20 protein-coding genes are annotated in these 20,076 nt (G+C 38.1%); 16 read left to right on the forward strand and 4 right to left on the reverse strand.

Annotated features, from left to right (window positions below; genetic code table 11):
• The first annotated feature begins 3 nt into the window (after positions 1-3).
• A complete protein-coding gene (smpB, locus tag QHG57_RS04770) occupies positions 4-480 on the forward strand; it encodes an SsrA-binding protein SmpB (RefSeq protein WP_012231306.1) in 477 nt (158 codons plus the stop codon).
• Between the two features lie 49 nt (positions 481-529).
• Here the strand turns inward: smpB and QHG57_RS04775 are convergent, their stop codons facing one another.
• Complete coding sequence (locus tag QHG57_RS04775) at positions 530-1,198, reverse strand: uracil-DNA glycosylase (protein ID WP_330168811.1); 669 nt, start codon at positions 1,196-1,198, stop codon at positions 530-532.
• Between the two features lie 557 nt (positions 1,199-1,755).
• Here QHG57_RS04775 and rpoZ point away from each other — a divergent pair.
• From rpoZ to panB, 11 genes are all read left to right on the forward strand, one after another.
• Positions 1,756-2,154, forward strand: a complete 399-nt coding sequence (gene rpoZ, locus QHG57_RS04780) for a DNA-directed RNA polymerase subunit omega (RefSeq protein WP_273723642.1) — start codon at positions 1,756-1,758, stop codon at positions 2,152-2,154.
• A gap of 127 nt (positions 2,155-2,281) precedes the next feature.
• Complete coding sequence (locus QHG57_RS04785) at positions 2,282-4,507, forward strand: RelA/SpoT family protein (protein ID WP_330167348.1); 2,226 nt, start codon at positions 2,282-2,284, stop codon at positions 4,505-4,507.
• A 16-nt stretch (positions 4,508-4,523) separates the two neighbouring features.
• Positions 4,524-5,102 carry an orotate phosphoribosyltransferase gene (pyrE, locus tag QHG57_RS04790; protein WP_330168812.1) on the forward strand — a complete coding sequence of 193 codons (579 nt, stop codon included), beginning with the start codon at positions 4,524-4,526 and terminating at the stop codon, positions 5,100-5,102.
• 93 nt (positions 5,103-5,195) lie between these two features.
• Positions 5,196-5,768, forward strand: coding sequence for a DUF2062 domain-containing protein (locus QHG57_RS04795; RefSeq protein ID WP_330168845.1), 573 nt, complete (start codon positions 5,196-5,198; stop codon positions 5,766-5,768).
• Positions 5,769-5,805: 37 nt separating this feature from the next.
• Entirely contained in the window at positions 5,806-6,207 is a 402-nt protein-coding gene (acpS, locus tag QHG57_RS04800) for a holo-ACP synthase (RefSeq protein ID WP_330167350.1), read from the forward strand.
• 79 nt (positions 6,208-6,286) lie between these two features.
• Complete coding sequence (gene lepB, locus QHG57_RS04805; protein WP_330167351.1) at positions 6,287-7,099, forward strand: signal peptidase I; 813 nt, start codon at positions 6,287-6,289, stop codon at positions 7,097-7,099.
• Positions 7,080-7,787: a ribonuclease III gene (gene rnc / locus QHG57_RS04810; RefSeq protein ID WP_330167352.1), complete on the forward strand. Its 708-nt coding sequence runs from the start codon at positions 7,080-7,082 to the stop codon at positions 7,785-7,787. The genes lepB and rnc overlap by 20 nt, the downstream gene beginning before the upstream one ends.
• Complete coding sequence (gene era / locus QHG57_RS04815; RefSeq protein WP_330167353.1) at positions 7,780-8,685, forward strand: GTPase Era; 906 nt, start codon at positions 7,780-7,782, stop codon at positions 8,683-8,685. Before rnc ends, era begins: the two co-directional genes overlap by 8 nt.
• A 25-nt stretch (positions 8,686-8,710) precedes the next feature.
• Entirely contained in the window at positions 8,711-9,457 is a 747-nt protein-coding gene (gene recO, locus QHG57_RS04820; protein ID WP_330167354.1) for a DNA repair protein RecO, read from the forward strand.
• A gap of 23 nt (positions 9,458-9,480) precedes the next feature.
• A complete protein-coding gene (panC, locus tag QHG57_RS04825) occupies positions 9,481-10,341 on the forward strand; it encodes a pantoate--beta-alanine ligase (RefSeq protein ID WP_330167355.1) in 861 nt (286 codons plus the stop codon).
• Positions 10,338-11,153, forward strand: coding sequence for a 3-methyl-2-oxobutanoate hydroxymethyltransferase (gene panB / locus QHG57_RS04830; protein WP_330167356.1), 816 nt, complete (start codon positions 10,338-10,340; stop codon positions 11,151-11,153). Before panC ends, panB begins: the two co-directional genes overlap by 4 nt.
• A gap of 516 nt (positions 11,154-11,669) precedes the next feature.
• Here the strand turns inward: panB and QHG57_RS04835 are convergent.
• The gene (locus tag QHG57_RS04835; RefSeq protein ID WP_330167357.1) at positions 11,670-12,287 is read right to left on the reverse strand and encodes an HD family hydrolase; all 618 of its coding nucleotides are present in this window, start codon (positions 12,285-12,287) and stop codon (positions 11,670-11,672) included.
• The gene (gene ygfZ, locus QHG57_RS04840; RefSeq protein ID WP_330167358.1) at positions 12,280-13,152 is read right to left on the reverse strand and encodes a CAF17-like 4Fe-4S cluster assembly/insertion protein YgfZ; all 873 of its coding nucleotides are present in this window, start codon (positions 13,150-13,152) and stop codon (positions 12,280-12,282) included. Before ygfZ ends, QHG57_RS04835 begins: the two co-directional genes overlap by 8 nt.
• 64 nt (positions 13,153-13,216) lie before the next feature.
• Here ygfZ and QHG57_RS04845 point away from each other — a divergent pair, with 64 nt between their 5' ends.
• Positions 13,217-14,545, forward strand: a complete 1,329-nt coding sequence (locus QHG57_RS04845) for a dihydroorotase (RefSeq protein ID WP_330167359.1) — start codon at positions 13,217-13,219, stop codon at positions 14,543-14,545.
• Between the two features lie 445 nt (positions 14,546-14,990).
• Here QHG57_RS04845 and QHG57_RS04850 read toward each other — a convergent pair whose 3' ends face one another.
• On the reverse strand, positions 14,991-15,359 hold the full coding sequence (locus QHG57_RS04850; protein ID WP_330167360.1) for a TIGR02301 family protein: 369 nt from the start codon (positions 15,357-15,359) through the stop codon (positions 14,991-14,993).
• 473 nt (positions 15,360-15,832) lie between these two features.
• Here QHG57_RS04850 and cysS point away from each other — a divergent pair, with 473 nt between their 5' ends.
• The 3 genes from cysS to QHG57_RS04865 all read left to right on the forward strand — a co-directional run bounded on the left by cysS (position 15,833) and on the right by QHG57_RS04865 (position 20,055).
• On the forward strand, positions 15,833-17,341 hold the full coding sequence (gene cysS, locus QHG57_RS04855) for a cysteine--tRNA ligase (RefSeq protein ID WP_330168846.1): 1,509 nt from the start codon (positions 15,833-15,835) through the stop codon (positions 17,339-17,341).
• Positions 17,342-17,384: 43 nt separating this feature from the next.
• Positions 17,385-18,056 (forward strand): DUF421 domain-containing protein, encoded by a 672-nt coding sequence (locus QHG57_RS04860; RefSeq protein ID WP_330167362.1) that lies wholly within the window; start codon positions 17,385-17,387, stop codon positions 18,054-18,056.
• A gap of 115 nt (positions 18,057-18,171) precedes the next feature.
• Positions 18,172-20,055, forward strand: a complete 1,884-nt coding sequence (locus QHG57_RS04865; RefSeq protein WP_330168847.1) for an ABCB family ABC transporter ATP-binding protein/permease — start codon at positions 18,172-18,174, stop codon at positions 20,053-20,055.
• Positions 20,056-20,076 lie beyond the last annotated feature (21 nt).

Below are 20,076 nucleotides of genomic sequence, written 5' to 3' on the forward strand. Positions count from 1 at the left end.
GCCATGAATAAAAAAAAGAACGCGCCCGTACGGAAAATAATTGCTGACAATCGTAAAGCACGTTTTAATTTTGAAATTCTTAATAATCTTGAGGCGGGTCTTGTCCTTCAGGGAGCGGAAGTGAAGTCTTTACGTTCTAATCATGCCAATATTGCTGAAAGCTATGCGAGTTTTGAGAATGGGGAATTATGGTTAGTAAACAGCTATATTCCTGAATATACGCAGGCTAATCGTTTTAATCATGAACCGCGACGTTTGCGCAAATTATTACTTTCAAAACGTGAGATGGCACGTTTTTTTAATGCAACGTCTCGTGAAGGGATGACACTTGTTCCTCTTAAACTTTATTTTAATGAACGAGGGCGCGTTAAGTTGGAGATTGCTCTAGCGCGGGGAAAAAAGCTTCATGATAAGCGCGAAACGGAAAAAAAGCGCGATTGGGGACGTGAAAAAGCAAGACTTTTAAAAAGATATGGATGACGGATGCGATTTAGATATTCTTTATTTATAGCGCTGGTTTAAAACAGTTTTAGCATTGATCTAAGTATGTTTTTGCTGCTTGAAAAATTTGGTGAAACATGGCGTCTGTCAAGCGTCCAGTATTTGTATTATAACGAGAACAGTGATAGCTTGAAAAAATGCGTAATCTGCCGATGTTATTGATTTTGCCGTGTCCAAAAGGGTGAGCTAAAACTTTTGCATTAAGGGCACGTATTGTTGAGTGGTGCGCAATGGTGCCTAAGGTAATAACAGCTTTAAGTTTGGGAAGATTTGTTAAAAGAGGTGAGAAGAAATAGCGGCACGTGTTAATTTCTGCACCGGTGGGTTTATTTTCTGGTGGAACACAACGAACAGAGTTAACGATTGCTGCATCAATCAGTTCAAGAGTATCGTCTGCTCTTTCTTCAAAGGTTCCTTGGGCAAAACCAAATTTTTTTAAAGTTGAATAAAGTAAGTGCCCAGCATAATCACCAGTGAATGGACGTCCAGTTCGATTTGCTCCGCGTAATCCAGGAGCAAGCCCAACAATAAGAAGGCGCGTTGTGTCTAGCCCTTTATAAGGAAAGAATGGGCGCACCGGTGCGTTATACCAACTTGGTTCTTTTACACGCCAGTCAGCAATAAACTGATGGAGCCTAGGACATAAATTGCAATTTTGAGGTGGTTCTGGGCAAAGTGATGTTAATTGGCTATTCATGGTGTTAAGCATCAATCATTTTTTCTATTTTTTTGAGTCTTTTATAGCGTATATGACGAGTTATGTTTTAATAAACAATCTATAATGAATATAAATAAAGTTTAATATAAACTTATTGCTAATTATTATGTAAAGAGAGGTAATCTTTCAGTAATTTATTCAATGAATAAGAGTTGCAATACACACGATGTTCAAAGAAAAAAGTTTTCTCTTTAAATTAAAGATATTATCATAAAAGTATACATAAGGCTGCTGTTATTGCAAAGAATTTTAAACGGCTGGTATTCCTTTTAAAAGGATGAAGACTCCAGACAAGTATTTTGTCAAGAAAGACCTTCCTTTGTTTGAAGCCAATCTATTGGAATGCTTTTAAGAGCAGCTTTGATAACGAGCATAAATAGATTATACATTTTTATAAATTTTCTAAGAATTTCCTGAAGTAAGTTCTTTAATCAAAAAATATAAAAGTTTGTGTTGTTTTTCTTGTGTTTTATTTTGATTATTGTATATACTCCTCTATCCGCTATTAAATTTTTTTGTTTGAGAAAGAGGCATAAATGGCCCGTGTAACGGTAGAAGATTGTATTGATAAAGTTGACAACCGCTTTGAATTGGTACTTTTAGCAGGTCATCGGGCGCGTCAGATTTCACAAGGAGCGCAGATTACTGTTGATCGTGATAATGATAAAAATCCAGTTGTTGCTTTGCGTGAAATAGCAGAAGAGACATTGTCGCCCGCTGATTTAAAGGAAGACCTTATTCATTCACTGCAAAAGCATGTGGAGGTAGATGAGCCAGAAATGGCAAGTGAATTTATTACTCATTCAGGTGAAGCTGAAAGTGTTTTTAATACATCGTTGCAAGAAGAAGGTACTTCATTTGATCATATGTCAGAAGAAGAGCTTTTAGCGGGTATTGAAGGTTTGGTTGTTCCAGAAAAAAGTGACGATTATTAATTGCGACAGTTTATATTACAAGAGTAAAAATACCTTATTTGTAAGAAGCTGTTATTTTCCTTGTCTTTTATTGATAGGACGTGTTCAATAAGGATTAGTGGTGTGAAAAGATAAAGGATATGCTCGTATGATGCGTCAGTGTGAGCTTGTTGGACGTGTTCAACGTTACAAATCTGACGTAGATGAGGCTCTTTTAAATAGGGCCTATGATTATGCAATGAGAAAGCATGCACATCAAAAGCGTGCTTCAGGTGATCTTTATTTTTCTCATCCTTTAGAAGTTGCTGCTATTTTGACAGATATGCGGTTGGATGAGGCAACGATTGCTGTTGCTCTTTTGCATGATACAATTGAAGATACAAGCGCTACACGAGCAGAAATTGATCAGCTTTTTGGTTCTGAAATTGGGAAGTTGGTTGAAGGACTTACAAAGCTTAATAAGCTTGATCTTGTATCAAAGAAAGCCGTACAGGCAGAAAATCTTCGTAAACTTCTTATTGCCATTTCTGATGATGTTCGTGTTCTTTTAGTCAAACTTGCTGACCGTCTTCATAATATGCGTACCCTTGGTGCTATGCGTGATGACAAACGTCGGCGAATTGCTGAGGAGACAATGGATATTTATGCGCCACTTGCAGGACGTATGGGTATGCAGGATATGCGCGAGGAATTAGAGGATCTTTCTTTCTTTTATTTAAATCCAGAAGGTTATCGTACGATTACCAATCGACTTTCTGAATTATTGAAACACAACCGTGACCTGCTTTCCACAATTGAAAATGAATTGACAAAGCTTTTTTTAGAGCATGGCATTAAAGCAGATGTTAAAAGCCGTCAGAAAAAATCTTATTCAGTCTTTCGCAAAATGGAAAGTAAAGCATTATCGTTTGAACAGTTATCGGATATTTTTGGATTTCGTGTGATTGTTGAATCCCTGAATGATTGTTATCGTGCTCTTGGTGTCATTCATACGACATGGCCAATGGTTCCTGGTCGTTTTAAAGATTATATCTCTATACCAAAGCAAAATGATTATCGTTCTATTCATACAACAATTGTGGGGCCTTCAAGACAACGTGTTGAGTTGCAAATTAGAACGGCTGCTATGGATGAAGTTGCTGAATATGGGGTTGCTGCTCATTCCATATATAAAGAGCACGGTTCCAATTATTCGACTTTGAAGTTATCAAGCGAAACGAATGCCTATGCATGGTTGCGCCAAACGATACAATCTTTGTCTGATGGAGATAATCCAGAAGAGTTTTTAGAACACACAAAACTTGAGCTTTTTCAAGACCAAGTTTTTTGTTTTACGCCGAAAGGCCGATTAATTGCTTTTCCTAAAGGAGCTACGCCTATTGATTTTGCTTATGCCGTTCATACAGATATCGGTGATTCTTGTGTGGGCGTAAAAATTAATGGTCGTATTATGCCTTTAATGACCAAATTAAAAAATGGTGATGAGGTTGATATTATTCGTTCACACGCTCAAATTCCGCCAGCTGCATGGGAATTTCTTGTTGTCACAGGTAAAGCACGTTCAGCTATTCGACGAGCAAGCCGTGCAGCGGTACGTAAACAATATTCGGGTTTAGGATATCGTATTCTCGAGCGTTCATTTGAGTATATGGGAAAACAATTTTCAAAAGACATTTTGAAGAAAGTTTTGCCACGTTTAGCACGTAAGGATGTAGAGGATGTATTGGCTGCTGTTGGGCGTGGAGAGCTGTTTTCCGCTGATGTGATTAAAGCGGTTTATCCTGATTATCAAGATCACCGTGTAGTACAAAAGTCATCTTTTAAGCCTGGGGAAGAAGGTTGGTTTAATATTGAAAATGCTCAAGGTATGATTTTTAAAGTTCCAGAAAATGAAAAGAATGCAATGGTCGAGAATCATCAATCTAAAGCATTGCCTATTAGAGGAACCCGTGGAGATATACCCGTACGTTTTTCACCGGAAGGAGCAGTACCTGGAGATCGGATTGTTGGTATTATGCAGCCAGGGGCTGGGATCGTTATTTATCCAATACAATCTTCAGCTTTGATGGCGTATGATGATCAGCCAGAACGATGGATTGATGTCCGCTGGGATATTGATGCCCAAATGAATGAACGTTTTCCTGCACGGATGAATATTTTGGTTGTAAATAGTCCTGGTTCTTTGGCTGAAATTACACAAATAATTTCTGCTAACGATGCCAATATCCAAAATTTATCTTTTATTCGTACAGCACCAGATTTTACAGAAATTATGATTGATCTAGAAGTTTGGGATTTAAAACATTTGAATCGTATTTTTTCTCAGTTAAAAGAGGCAAGTTCAGTCAGTACAGTACGGCGGGTTCATGGATAAAAAGAAAGATTTTGCAATGAATACACAAGATGTCATTGATATTTTTAAACAAGCAGATGCTATTCTAGAAGGGCATTTTATTTTAACATCAGGTCGCCATAGTGCGACTTATATGCAAAAAGCGAAAGTATTCATGCATGCTGACTTGACGGAAAAGTTATGTCGTGGATTGGCTGAAAAAATCAAAAAATCTGTCGAGGAAAAAATTGATTATGTTGTTGGTCCCGCAATTGGCGGTCTTATTCCTTCCTATGAAACTTCACGTCACCTTGGTGTTCCTTCTCTTTGGGTAGAACGTGTAAATGGCATCTTTGAATTGCGTCGTTTTGAAATCAAGAAGGGTGCACGGGTTGTTATTATTGAAGATATTGTGACAACGGGTCTTTCCATTCGTGAGACTGTTGAGGCGATCGTTGCAGCAGGAGCAGAGGTACTGGCCAGTGCATGTATCCTTGATCGTTCTGGTGGTAAGGTCAATGTTGGAGTTCCATTGATTGCGCTTGCTGAATACGAGATAACCTCTTATGCTAGTGATGCACTTCCTGCAGAGCTTTCTGTTCTTCCAGCGATTAAACCAGGCAGTCGAAATATTTAATTGTCGTTCTATTTTTTTTGTGCAAAAACTTAAAAAGATTAATTTTGATGAGATAGATTATTTCATTATCAAAAGATGTATATTGAGAGTCATATGCTTTTTCGTCGTCGAGAACCAATAGATTTTGTAACGCGTATTCGGCTTTGGTTATGGCCACGTCGTTCATTTTCTCGCTCATTTTGCTACATACGTAAACGTATTTTGCGTATATCAGCAACACCGCATGAAGTAGCATTAGGGGTTGCTATTGGCATTTTTTTAGCTTGTTCCCCTTTCTTTGGGCTGCATATTATTTTGGCAATATTTTTTTCTTGGCTTTTGCGTGCAAACTTTGCTGCCGCAATCATTGGGACAATTTTTTCTAATCCACTCACATTTTTATTGATTGTCATGGCTGATTATAAAGTAGGGTATTTTTGTTTATCACTTTTTAGTGATGTCAAAGAGATTTCTCTTTCGCAAATTCGTGCTCTATTTAATGGTTTGACATTGTCAAATTTCTCTCTTCTCTTTAAAGGCGCATGGGACACAATTATGAGTCCTATGATTTTAGGTGGAACTCTTTTAGGTATTGTTTTTGGTGGGTTATCTTATATAGGTGTTTACAGAGCAACGGTTCGTTTTAAAGAAAAGCGATATCAAAAGATTATAAAAAAAGGCGTTTAGAGAAGCGTTCATCGTAAGAAAGATCGGGTAATATCTTATGATTGTTGGTCTTGGAACTGATCTGGTTGATATACGACGTATTGAGAAAATGTTGGTTCGTTATGGTGAGCGTTTTATCCAACGTATTTTTACAGATATTGAAAGAAATAGATCCGAAAATCTCAAAAAAAGTTCCTCTTCCTATGCAAAAAGATTTGCTGCTAAAGAAGCATGTGCTAAAGCCTTAGGAACGGGAATCGCTTGTGGTATCAATTGGAAAGACATGGGGGTAGTTAATTTGCCATCTGGTAAACCAATAATGCAATTAACAAATCGTGCGCAAGTGCAACTTCAAAAGTTATTACCCCCTCATCATGAGGCAGTTATTCATCTTAGCATAACAGATGATTTTCCTTGGGCACAGGCATTTATTATTATCGAAGCACTTCCACGTGGATAGATGGTGTGAGAGATTGTGCTTTTGTTGTTTGAATATTATGATGAAAAAAATTATATCTGTGATGAGAAGGCAGTTGGTGATGATCCAAAAAGATAAAGTGCATAAAAAAGAAAAAAAAGGTGGGCTTCGTGAATTTATTTCTGTTTTAGTACAGGCTTTGCTTTTAGCAGCGTTTATTCGGACACTTTTTTTCCAGCCTTTTAGTATTCCTTCCGGTTCAATGCGTCCTACTCTGTTGGTGGGAGATTATCTGTTTGTCTCTAAGTATGCATATGGGTATTCTCGTTTTTCCATCCCCTTTTCTCCTCCTCTTTTTTCGGGACGGATTTGGTTATCTCAACCTCAACGTGGAGATGTGGTCGTTTTTCGCTTACCAAGTAATCCGAAGATTGATTATATAAAACGCGTTGTTGGGCTACCAGGTGATCGTATACAAGTTCGTCAAAGTGTTCTTTATATTAATGATGAGGCTGTTTCACGTCACTTTATGGGAGAGATTGATAATTCTGATATAACAGAGGTTAATTATCCTGTTAAGGTTTATCGCGAGACAATGCCTAACGGTGTCAGTTATGATACACTTGATTTAGCTTTCATCCCGAAAGTTGATGATACAAAAGTCTTTGAAGTTCCTCAAGGACATTACTTTATGATGGGAGATAACCGCGACAATTCAGATGATAGTCGTTTAGATGTAGGCTATGTTCCAGAAGAAAATCTTATTGGTCGCGCGAGCGTGATTTTCTTTTCTATCAGTAACGGTTCAAGTGCTTGGCAGATTTGGCGCTGGCCATTTGATGTGCGTTGGAAGCGTTTGTTTTCTTTAATAAATACGGTTCATGATTTGCCGCTTATCAAGCAAGGAAACAACGATGAAACGTCTAATGATTGATCAGCTTTTCAAGCTGACGGGGCATCGTTTTAAAGATGAAGGGAGGTTAAAGAAGGCATTAACACACTCGAGTGTACAAGATTTAGAACAGGGGAATTATGAACGACTAGAGTTTCTAGGGGATCGGGTTTTAGGGCTTTTGATTGCAGAAATGCTGTACCAACTTTTTCCTCAGGCAAGTGAAGGTGAATTATCAGTTCGTTTGAATCATCTGGTTAATGCGCAGACATGTGCTGATATTGCGCGTGAAATGAGGTTGCCTGATATGATTCGTGTTGGTTTTGAGATGAAAAATTTCGAGGGGCGTCGACTCATCAATATGCATGCAGATGTCGTGGAAGCTTTGATTGCCGTGATATATCTCGATGGAGGATTGGAAAGCGTTCGCCCTTTTATTCAAAAATATTGGCAAAGTCGGGCAAAGAAAATGGATGCTGGTCGACGTGATGCCAAGACAGAATTACAGGAATGGGCGCATATCCAAGGCAATGCACAACCACATTATCAGGTTATAAAACGTTCAGGTCCAGATCACGACCCTGTTTTTATGGTAGAGGTAAGTATTTCTGGGTTTGCTTCAGAGATTGGACAGGGAAGCTCCAAAAGATATGCTGAAAGAATGGCAGCTGAAAAAATTTTGCGACGAGAGGGTGTATGGAAAACAGTAGAAAAAAATGATCATGAGTGATGTTATGAAAACGCATTCTGGGTTTGTTGTGCTTATTGGGATGCCTAATGCTGGTAAATCGACATTGGTTAATCAATTGGTTGGAACAAAGGTTTCAATTGTAACGCATAAGGTACAGACAACACGCACTTTAATCCGCGGTATTGTCATTCATGATGATGTGCAAATTGTGTTGGTCGATACGCCGGGTGTTTTTCGTCCCCATAAGCGCTTAGAACGTGCCATGGTCTCTGCTGCTTGGGGAGGGGCTAAGAGCGCTGATGTTCTGCTCGTTTTAATTGATGCTCAAAGTGGTCTTTCGGATGAAGTTGATATGATGTTAGATATTGTAAACAATATGAAACAAGAAAAAGTTCTTGTTCTTAATAAGGTTGATACAGTTGTTAAATCATCTCTTCTAGCGTTAACCACTAAAATAAATGAACGTGTAAAGTTTGCACAAACATTTATGATTTCTGCTCTAAACGGTTCTGGTTGCAAGGATTTACTTCATGCGTTGAGTAACATGATGCAGGAGGGACCATGGTATTATCCGGAAGATCAAATTTCCGATATGCCCATGCGTCATCTTGCTGCTGAAATTACGCGTGAAAAACTTTTTTTTCGTCTTCATGATGAACTTCCTTATTCCTCAACGGTTGAAACAGAAAGCTGGGAAGAGCGTTCAGATGGTTCCGTTAAAATTAATCAAGTTATTTATGTCGAGCGTGAGAGTCAGAAAAAAATTGTCTTAGGAGCAAAAGGCAATACAATTAAAGCGATTGGTCAAGCAGCACGTAAAGAACTCATGGAAATTATGGATCAAAAGGTTCATCTTTTTCTTTTTGTGAAAGTGCGCGATAATTGGGATACCGATCCAGAACGTTATTGCGAAATGGGATTGGATTTTTTAAAATAAGATTTTTAAAAATAATTAAAATAAAATGAAGTGGAAGGAACAAGCCGTTATTCTTGGTACACGCCAATATGGTGAAACAAGTGTTATTCTTGAGGTTATGACACGTGAACATGGTCGTTATATGGGAGTGGTAAAAGGGGGACGGTCGCGTCGTATGGCAGCCCTTCTTCAACCTGGAAATTTTGTGGAGGCTGAATGGTGGGCTCGTTTAGAGGAACATTTGGGACTTTTTCGGCTTGAAGCTCTTGATTTACATGCGGCACGATTAATCTGTCTACCAGAAGCTCTTTATGCTTTGCAATTGATAGCTTTTCATTTGCGGCTCCTTCCCGAACGTGATCCGCACCCCATTTTATATGATATTTTACACCTTTTTATGCAGAATTTTGATGAACCATTTGTAAATGCAGAATTGCTTGTACGTTTTGAAATGCGGCTTCTTGAAGAACTTGGTTTTGGTCTTGATTTATCTTGTTGTGCTGCAACAGGTCGTCAGGAAAGGCTTCATTACGTATCACCAAAATCTGGACGGGCTGTCTGTGAAGAAGCAGGGGAACCTTGGAAAAAAAAGCTTCTCATTCTACCACAGTTTCTTGTGCAGAGAACGACTCGTCCTGCTGATTCTAGCGATATAATAAATGGTTTTATACTGACGGGTTTTTTTCTTATGCGTCATGTCTGGGAGCCACGAGATATAAAGCAGCCGTCAGTGCGCATGAATTTGATACAATTGTTTGAGCGCCAATTTGGTATACAAGCATTAATTTGTTGATTTGATGATAATTGAATGGAAAAATGAAAGTTTTAAAGACAATAGCTGAAGTCCGCCAATATACTTCAGAGGAACGACGTTTAGGTTTTTCGATTGGTTTTGTTCCAACAATGGGAGCCTTGCATGATGGTCATCTTGCATTAGTACAGTATGCAAGAGCAATGTGTGATCGCGTATTGGTTTCTATTTTTGTCAATCCAAAGCAATTTGGACCTCATGAAGATTTTTCTCAATATCCAAGAGATTTGAAGGGCGATAGTGCTTTATTGAAAAAAGGAGGTATTGAATGTGTTTTTGCCCCTTCTGTAGATGAAATGTGGCCACCGGGAAATGATACAATTGTGCAAGTGAAAAAATTATCACGTATTTTGATGGGAAAATTACGTCCAGGGCACTTTTGTGGTGTAACAAGCGTTGTTGCTAAACTTTTTAACATTGTCCAACCAGATAAGGCTTTTTTTGGGGAAAAGGATTTTCAACAAATTTTAATTATTCGGCGTATGGTTGAAGATTTGGCTTTTCCTATTGAAATTGTTGGAGTTCCTATTCTACGGGAGTCAGATGGTGTAGCCTGTTCTTCACGCAATCAGTTTTTAACATTAGAAGATCGTAAAGCTGCCAAAATTATTCCTGAAAGTGGGAAAGCTGCTGAAAAGCTTTACCATGAAGGTGAGCGGTCGGTTGATAAATTATGCAAAACTGTTCGTGATATTTTACAACAAGAAACGCGTGCAATCATTGAAGCAATAGATTTACGGGATATGGAAACTTTATGCGTGGTTAAAGGAACATTGAATAAACCAGCAGTTTTACTTCTTACTGTCCGCTTTGGTGAGGTAAGGCTGATTGATCAATATATATTGCAAGAGAAGGGCGGAAAATGAGTGTACATAAAACCGTAAAGCGTATAACATCTTCCGAAATACGTGCAAGAAAGGGACAGCAGCCAATTGTTTCTTTAACAGCCTATCAAGCTTATACTGCGCGGATTGCTGATCCATATTGCGATATCCTTTTGGTTGGTGATAGCGTTGGTATGGTTGTATATGGGTTTGAGACAACGCTTCCTGTTAATTTAGATATGATGATTTTACACGGGCAAGCTGTGGTGCGTGGATCTCAAAAAGCTCTTGTGGTTATTGATATGCCTTTTGGCTCTTATGAGGAAAGTCCAGAGCAAGCTTTTTTAAATGCATCGCGTATTCTTGCTCAAACGGGGTGTGGTGCAGTTAAGCTTGAAGGTGGTGTTTATATAGCGAAAACAATTGATTTTTTGTGTAAACGTGGCATTCCAGTGATGGGGCACATTGGTCTTACACCCCAGGCGGTGAATCTTTTTGGTGGGTTCAAAACACAAGGACGAAAACAGAGGGATTGGCAAAGAATTGAAGCCGATGGGGCTGCAATTGAGGAGGCAGGTGCTTTTGCTATTGTTTTAGAAGGGATTGTAGAACCTTTAGCAGTAAAACTGACAGAAAAGCTTTCTATCCCTACGATCGGTATCGGTGCATCCAATCAGTGTGATGGACAAGTATTGGTTATGGAAGATATGTTGGGCTATGGTGCTCATGTGCCAAAATTTGTACGCCGTTATGGAGACCTTGAACAAGCCATGAAAACTGCAATAAAGAATTATGCAGAGGATGTCACATCTCGTGCTTTCCCAGCGGATAATGAAGTTTATAAACTAAAATAAACTTCAGTTTAAGATGAAAATTTTAACAAGAGAACATTTGTTATTTTGATAATGAATGTGCATTATTTCATATATTTTGTATGCAATTTGAGCTGTGCTTTTTTAAAAGAAAGCTTTCTTGAAGTACTTAATCCTATTTTGCGACGGCATCCGTGCATAGTATAAGGGCAAAGCCCCTATGAAGGGTACAATTTATAGAGCACTACCATCTTTACACTTCATAAGAGAGCAGGCACCATCATACGCTTTGCTAATTTTCAATGTTGCGACAGCCCTTGGAACTTGAGACGGTTCATTAGAGGCATTTTAAATCCTTTCTTTAAAAATTTTTATCCATATGCTGGCTCTGCTTATGACGTGCAAGAGAATGATTTTGATTGATTCAATATAAACAGATTTGAAATGAGGGAATCTTACGATATTAAGGGCTCTCATTCAACATGAAAAAACAATGAATTATTATTATAAATCAGCGTGATGAGTCTATAATGACAAGGAATAAACAATGCGGAGAGTCTATAATCTTTGGGAATCCAAGTCATTAAAGCGAGTTAAAAATGCGTTTTCAATTTGCTGGATAGAATAGGGATATAAATTAAGATCATCGGGTAAAATATTATTGGGAGAGCCAAAATAGCGAAGCGCTTCTTCTGTATTAAATCCAGCAAGCGTAATCGCTTCATAATATGCAGCGATACGGTCGGCTTGTTTGATTTTTTTTAAAAGTTTTTGAGAAAGGTCAACGGGAAGGGAAAAGCGCATGTGGATAGCATCTTGGATGCCCTTTTCAATGCGTTCATATTGTTTTCCTATGACAGCTTTAAAGGGGGAAATCATATCGCCGATGACATATTCTGGAGCATCATGAAGAAGAGCATAAAGACATTCGTTGCTTCCTGATTGTGTAAAAAGTTTTTGAAATATTTGTTCAACCAAAAGTGAATGTTGTGCAACAGAATAGGTATGCTCTCCTCGTGTTTGACCGTTCCAACGTGCCACACGAGAAAGCCCATGGGCAATATCTTCAATTTCAACATCAAAAGGAGAAGGGTTGAGAAGATCAAGTCTGCGTCCAGAGAGCATTCTTTGCCAAGCGCGTGCTTCTCTATTTTTTAATAATTCAGCTTTAGCCATGCGTATTTTCTATAGTATTTTCAGGAAAGGTAAAATTCATATTTTCAGCAATGTTTATCGTGACAGGAATGTTTTTTACAGTAAAGGGGATGTTATGGTCCATAGAATCTTTGACGTGGTCAATACGCATTAAAGCGAGAGCCTCATTTTCTACACATGTTCCCAAGTAGCCAAGCACTTTTGTTCCTGCTTCAATGCTAGATTGAGGGGTTAATTCACACTGGCCTTTTACAATAAAAATACGGCGACGTGCTGCACGGTGGTGATGCATTCGTGAAACAATTTCTTGTCCAATATAACATCCTTTATTGAATGCAAGTCCATTGATTTGATCGTAATTAATATCATGAGGAAAGACTTTGCCAACTTCATAGTCTTGACCACTTTCTGCAATTGCGTAACGGATACGCAATTGATTCCATATGTCATGATATTCTGAAGTCAAAAAAGGTTTTTTGCCATAGATTCGTATTATTTTTTCTTGTTGTGGGAAGCGTTTATCAACAAAACTTGAATCAAAATTTAAAGTATCTGATTCATTATTCAAAGAAACTGTAACAGGCTCTTGTAATGGTTGTGTAATTTCTACTTTTTTACGCAGCTTATAGAGCAACAGGCGTTGGTGAAGCGTATCAGCTAAAGGCATCCTGATATCAATCAGGTAACCATCTTCTTTTTTTCCGATAAGAAAATCAGCAAGAACCTTTCCTTGTGGGGATAAAAGGGCTCCAGGGAAAAGTTCCTGTGGGCTGATTTTTTTTACATCTGTCGTGATCAGGGATTGTAGAAAATCTGTTGCTTCTTCGCCTGTAATTTGAATAAGCCCGCGGTTTTTTAAGCAAATGGCATTTTGTTTTTCAATCATGGTTCTTGCCTTTCTGCTCAAAGTTACATAATCGATAAGTGAGCAATATGTAAGGAGCATGGCTATGTTTAAAACATTTGATACAATTTTTAAAGGTGCAACACTTGTGAATCATGATGGAAGAAGCAAGCGTGATATTGGTGTTACAAATGGTCGTATTGCTGAAATAGGTGACCTTACATGTGCATCGGCTAGTGAGGTCATTGATTGTACGGGACTTCATATTTTACCAGGAATTATTGATAGCCAAGTGCATTTTCGTGAGCCAGGAAATGAATATAAGGAGGATTTGGAAAGTGGCTCGTATTCTGCTGTGTTAGGGGGTGTTACGGCAGTTTTTGAAATGCCTAATACCAATCCATTGACAACATCAGAAGAAACATTAAGCGATAAGGTTAAACGCGGATTTCATCGAATGCATTGTGATTTTGCATTTTGGGTTGGAGGAACACGTGAAAATGCCTGTGAACTCTCTGAGTTAGAAAGACTTCCTGGGGCGGCTGGAATTAAAGTCTTTATGGGGTCCTCTACTGGTGATCTTTTGGTTGATGATGATGAAAGTGTACGCCTTATTTTGAAGAATACACGCCGTCGTGTAGCTTTTCATTCTGAAGATGAGGCGAGGCTCAAAGAGCGTAAAATATTGCGTATTGAAGGCGATGCATCGTCACATCCAATTTGGCGTGATGAAGTTGCAGCATTAAAATGTACCCAGCGTTTGGTAAAAATTGCCCATGAGACGAAGGCGCGGATTCATGTGTTACATCTTTCGACAGCAGAAGAAATTGATTTTCTAAAAAAACATAAGGATGTTGCAACAATTGAAGTGACACAACATCATTTGACTCTCACGGCTGATGATTATAAGGAACTTGGTACATTAATTCAGATGAATCCGCCTATTCGTGAGTCGCACCACCGTGAAGCTCTTTGGTACGGTGTTCAACAAGGGATTATTGATGTCCTAGGCTCAGATCATGCACCTCATACTCTTGAAGAAAAACTTCAACCTTATCCCTCTTCACCTTCAGGAATGACAGGGGTGCAAACGACAGCAGCAATTATGTTGACACATGTGAATGCAGGAAAAATATCTCTTGAACGTTTTGTTGATCTTACTTCACATGGCCCTAGTCGTATTTTTGGTATAAGCTGTAAAGGGCGCCTTGCTGTGGGGTACGATGCTGACTTGACCATTGTTGATCTTAAGAGAGAAGAAATTATTACGAATAGCTTAATTGGTTCGCGTGCCGGTTGGACACCTTATGATGGTCAAAAAGTTAAAGGTTGGCCTGTTGGGACTATTATCCGTGGTATGCGCGTTATGTGGGAAGGTGAAATTGTCACACCTTCACAAGGAGAGCCTGTTAAATTTATGGAAACTTTGGTGTAAGAAAATTAAGCTTTATAGGTTTTATCCTGTTATGCCATAAAATACCATCTTTAGAGTGGTGATGTGATGTAAGGCAGATTAGCCTCTTTGACACATAACATAAATGTTTTTTTAGTGCGTGATGAGTATTCTTAGGCTTTTTTATAGAGTGTTAATGAGGAAAATCACATGAGTGGGAAGCTAAGAGGAATCTTGTTCAACAAGAACCTAGATTATTTACAGAGCAAATTTAGTTAACAATACTCATCCTTTGAGGTGTGGGGAGGAAGCCAAAGAACGATTTTATATGGGGAAAAGCTACTCATAAGAATAAAAACATATCAAGGCATTATTCTTTAAAAGTCTCTCTATTTTCAGAGCTGGTTTATTGTTCCCCGCATTTGTGAGAGGAGTATCATTGATTGATATCGCTTAAATTGAGAGAGATACTTTTTGTATAGATTAATTATTTATAATGCATGAGGAGGTTTTCGGATAGGATTCTTCCTTCCTCAATGTATCTTTGATTGGCTTCAATGGCTGCTTGTGTACAATGATGATAATTTTCTGAGAAAGCACGATACGCTTCATTAAACGCTTCATAAAAATAAGCACGTCTTTGTGAAATAGGGTGTTCTGCTTCAATCAGTGCATTCATATAATCATACCATTGGTTTGTTGGAGGCTCGCAAAGATTTTGGAGAGAATGCAAGGATCCCAAAATTTCTGCGAGGCGAAGTAATTTTTTCTCATAAGGTGGAGATTGTTGCGCAAAGGTTGGCATTGAAATGACAAAAAATATTAAAATAATGATTTTTCTCAATTTATTACGCATTATTTTTATTGCTTTCTTTGAATAAAACTCTGTACAGACGAAATAATTGGCCATGAGAACGATGTTAAGGTTAATTGCGATATTATTATCAATGATTGATTATAGAATATAGGGCGGAAGAGACAGTAAGGAACCCATTGTGGAATATTGAAAATACTGATGAAGCTTTGTGTGGTTAAAATTTTAAGATTTGCTTCCTGTAATCTATTTTTCACATAAATATGCCATTGCCTATGAAATTTTTTCTAAACTTGTTTTCTTCAAGGAGGGAAAAGCTCTCTATCTATAGAATGCTTGTGTTCAATCAAATAAAAGAGATTGTTTTTATGATAAATGATGGATACAGCCGTGAATACAATAGAAAGAAGAATTTACTATAAGATAAAAGTTTTTAGCTAAACCGCGTAATATGATAATTTGAGATAAGATACGTCTAAAAGGAGCGGTGCATAATATCGTCCATGGAGTTAATAATGAAAGAGTTGCGATTTTATAATACGCTGACACGTAAAAAAGAAAATTTTACACCAATAGATACGACAAGAGTACGTCTTTATGTTTGTGGACCGACAATTTATGATTATGCACATATAGGAAATGCACGCCCTGTTATTGTTTTTGATATTTTATTTCGTTTATTGCGTCATGTTTATGGCAAAGAGCATGTTCTATATGCACGTAATATTACAGATGTTGATGATAAAATTAATGCACGAGCAGCTTGCGAATATCCAAACTTGTCATTGAATGACGCTATTCGTCAATTAACAGAACGTACATATTCCCAGTTTCAACAAGATACAATAACACTTGGTTGCCTATTGCCAACCAGCCAGCCGCGCGCAACCGAGCATTTAGAAGAGATGCGCTCTTTAATTGAAAGACTGCTTGAAAAAGGGCACGCTTATAAAGCGGAAAATCATATATTATTTTCTGTAAGTAGCATAAAAAATCCTCCTCATTATGGAGTATTTGCAAATCGTTCTTTAGATGAAATGAGGGCGGGAGCACGTATTGATGTTGCTGCTTATAAAAGGGAGGAGATGGATTTTGTTTTATGGAAACCTTCTGAGGAAGGGGAGCCAGGCTGGGAATCGCCGGCCGGAATTCCTGTTTTAGGTCGTCCAGGTTGGCATATTGAATGTTCTGCGATGTCAATGGCAAAGTTATTAGCGCCCTATGGCGGTGGTTTAACCTGTGATGATCCGACCGCGAATATTTTTGATATCCATGGTGGTGGACTTGATTTAATTTTTCCTCATCATGAAAATGAGATTGCACAAAGTTGTTCAGCTTTTGGGACGGAGCGAATGGCGAATTTTTGGATGCATAATGGTTTTTTACAAGTTGAAGGCAAAAAGATGTCGAAAAGCTTTGGCAATTTCATAACCATTCGTTCTGTTTTAGAGAATAATTTTTTGCAGTTTAATGGTATGTTAACCGATGAAATGAAGAAAAATTGGGCTGGTTTATCGGCGCGTTTTTCGATGCTGCAAACACATTATCGTGAACCATTAAATTGGACAGCGCAGCGTTTAACGCAATCGAGCAGTGAACTGTATCGTTGGTATGAACTGCTCCGCAGCAAAAAGAGTGCGATGGAAAACAATGAAGCAATTGATGATACTTTGATAGATTCACTCAGTGATGATCTTAATACTCCAAAAGCACTGACTCTTTTGCGAAAGTTTTATAAAGAAGAGGATGCTTTGGCTCTTGCTAATGGGATGAATTTATTAGGACTGTTACGACAAGAATGGATTAAAGAAATAGACTGCCCATTATTTATAAGAAAAACTTTCCTTGATGCAAAATTTATTGATCAGCGCATTGCCGAAAGACTACGACTTATCCATAATAAAGAGTGGGAAGCTGCGGATACAATTCGTGATGAGCTTGCAGCCGAGGGGGTTCTTTTAAAAGATAGTAAGGATCCGCAGAGTGGTGAGCGCATAACTGTGTGGGAAATAAAACGATTCTAATTTTCCTATTCCAGCAGCTTAATAAATAAAGGGAGAAAGTTTGATGGAATTTTTATATCATTATGGATATATCGCGCTTAAGTTGGCTGTAGGTCTTGTTGCCTTCTTATTTATTTTTAGAACAACGGGTCGTGGGAGTCTTAGTCAGATGACACCAGTTGATTTGGTCAGTAATTTTGTCATGGGAGGTATTATTGGAGGAGTTATTTATAATCAGAATATTAGTAGCATTCAATTATTGCTTGTTTTACTCATCTGGCAAACCTTGATTACATCTTTTAATTTTTTTGCACGCTATTTAGTTTTTTTTCGTCGTCTTATTGCTGGGCGGAATGTTACATTAGTTTTAGATGGGGTTTTCCAAATGGATAAGATTAAGAACTTAGGGATCAATGTTAATGATCTTGTTACGATGTTACGTCTTAAAGGGTGTCACTTACATGAAGCTGCTTTTGTTCGTTTGGAAACCAATGGTGATTGCACTGTCATTAAAAAGGAAGAAGGGAAGAAATCGACGATTTTAATAGAAAATGGTGAAGTTATTGATGATGGACTTAAAGAGATTGGTAAAACAAAAAAGTGGCTTCAGGCAGAATTGAAAAAAAAATATGTAAAAGTTGAAAATTTATTTGCAGCAGAGTGGTATGAAAATACAGATAAAAATAATAAATCGTACAGTGGATTATTTCTTGTTCCTTTTTCAAAAACAGTCTAACTTCAAACAGCGAGTAGGTATAGCTTATTGGAAGCGTAATGAAGAGATAAACCTATAAACAACCACAGGGGGGTGTTTTTCCTGTTTGTGTAGATGGTAGAGAAGTAAGGACTTTATGAAACGCAATGAAATGACAAAAACTGTATCATCAGATACAGGGAAAACTCTGCACACACTTTACAATTTATGGCCCTATATGTGGCCAGTAGGTCGGCGTGATCTAAAAATGCGAGTGCTGTGGGCAATATTTTATCTTGTTTTGGCTAAGTTCGTTCTCATATCTGTACCGTATTTCTTTAAATATTCTACGAATGTGCTTGATTCAAGCTTTCAGCTACCTGAATGGTTCTCATCTAGTTGGATTATTCCCATCATGCTCGTTTTGGCATACAATGTCGCACGTGTTATGCAGGCTGGATTAAATCAATTACGCGATTCCCTTTTTGCCACTGTTGGTCAATACGCTGTTCGTCAATTAGCATATAAAACCTTTGTACATATGCATGAGTTATCCTTGCGATTTCATTTGGAACGCCGAACTGGTGGGCTTTCTCGTGTGATTGAGCGTGGTACAAAAGGAATTGAAACGATCGTAAGATTTTCAATTCTGAACACAGTACCGACAGTTTTAGAATTTATGCTAACGGCGCTTGTGTTTTACATAAGTTATGGGTGGCATTATCTTCTCATCGTTGCTATAACGGTTGGATTATATATCTTGTTTACCATTAAGGCGAGTGATTGGCGCATTCGTATTCGGCAACAAATGAATACGGCAGATACTGAAGCGAATACTCGCGCTGTTGATTCTCTTTTGAATTTTGAAACGGTCAAATATTTTGGCAATGAAACTCTAGAAGCTGATCGGTTTGATGCTTCTATGGTAGGTTATGAAAAAGCCGCAACAAAGATTTGGACATCGTTAAGCTGGCTTAATTTTGGTCAGTCCCTTATCTTTGGTATTGGAATGACGACCATAATGCTGATGTCAGCTTATGAAGTTTTTTATAAGACACAAACTTTAGGAGATTTTGTTTTTATTAATGCACTTTTAATACAACTTTCCATTCCATTGAATTTTATTGGTTCAATTTATCGTGATATTCGACAAGGTTTAACAGATATTGAAGCAATGTTTGATCTTTTAGATGTTCAGCAGGAGATCGTTGATAAGTCAGATGCTAAACCGTTAGAGATAAGCGATGGGACCATTCGTTTTCATCAGGTAAAGTTTTCCTATGATTCGACACGTCAGATTCTCAGAGATATTGATTTTGAAGTTCCTGGAGGAAAAACAGTCGCCATTGTCGGTCCATCGGGTGCAGGTAAATCCACTATTTCTCGGTTGCTTTTTCGGTTTTATGATGTTGATGCGGGCTCTATCACAATTGACGGGCAGGATATTCGTGACGTAACACAAAAGAGTTTGCGTGAAGTGATTGGCATGGTCCCACAAGATACGGTGTTATTTAATGATACAATTGCCTATAATATTTGCTATGGGCGTCCAAGTGCTACAGATGAAGAGATGCGTAAAGCTGCTGAAATGGCACAAATATCAAAATTTATTGAAATTTTACCGGAAGGTTTTCAGTCTATGGTAGGAGAGCGAGGTCTCAAATTATCAGGTGGTGAAAAACAACGTGTGGCTATTGCACGGACACTTTTAAAAGCCCCCCCACTTCTTATTCTAGATGAAGCAACAGCGGCTCTTGATACGGCGACGGAACAGGAAATTCAACAAGCATTGGATATTGTAAGCCGTGGACGTACAACATTGATTATTGCTCATCGTCTTTCTACTGTTATCAATGCTGATGAAATTTTGGTTCTTAAAAGTGGTCGTATTATTGAAAATGGGACGCATACAGAGCTTTTACGCAAGAAAGGTTTATATGCTTCAATGTGGAATAAGCAGCTTGAAGCATCGAAAGCTGAAGAAAAATTACGTAAAATGCGTGAAGAAGATGAGACGAGTGTTGTTAATCGTAAAAAATAAATAGGGCAAAATGTAATCTAT

Source organism: Bartonella grahamii subsp. shimonis (assembly GCF_036327415.1).
Lineage (GTDB): Bacteria > Pseudomonadota > Alphaproteobacteria > Rhizobiales > Rhizobiaceae > Bartonella > Bartonella shimonis.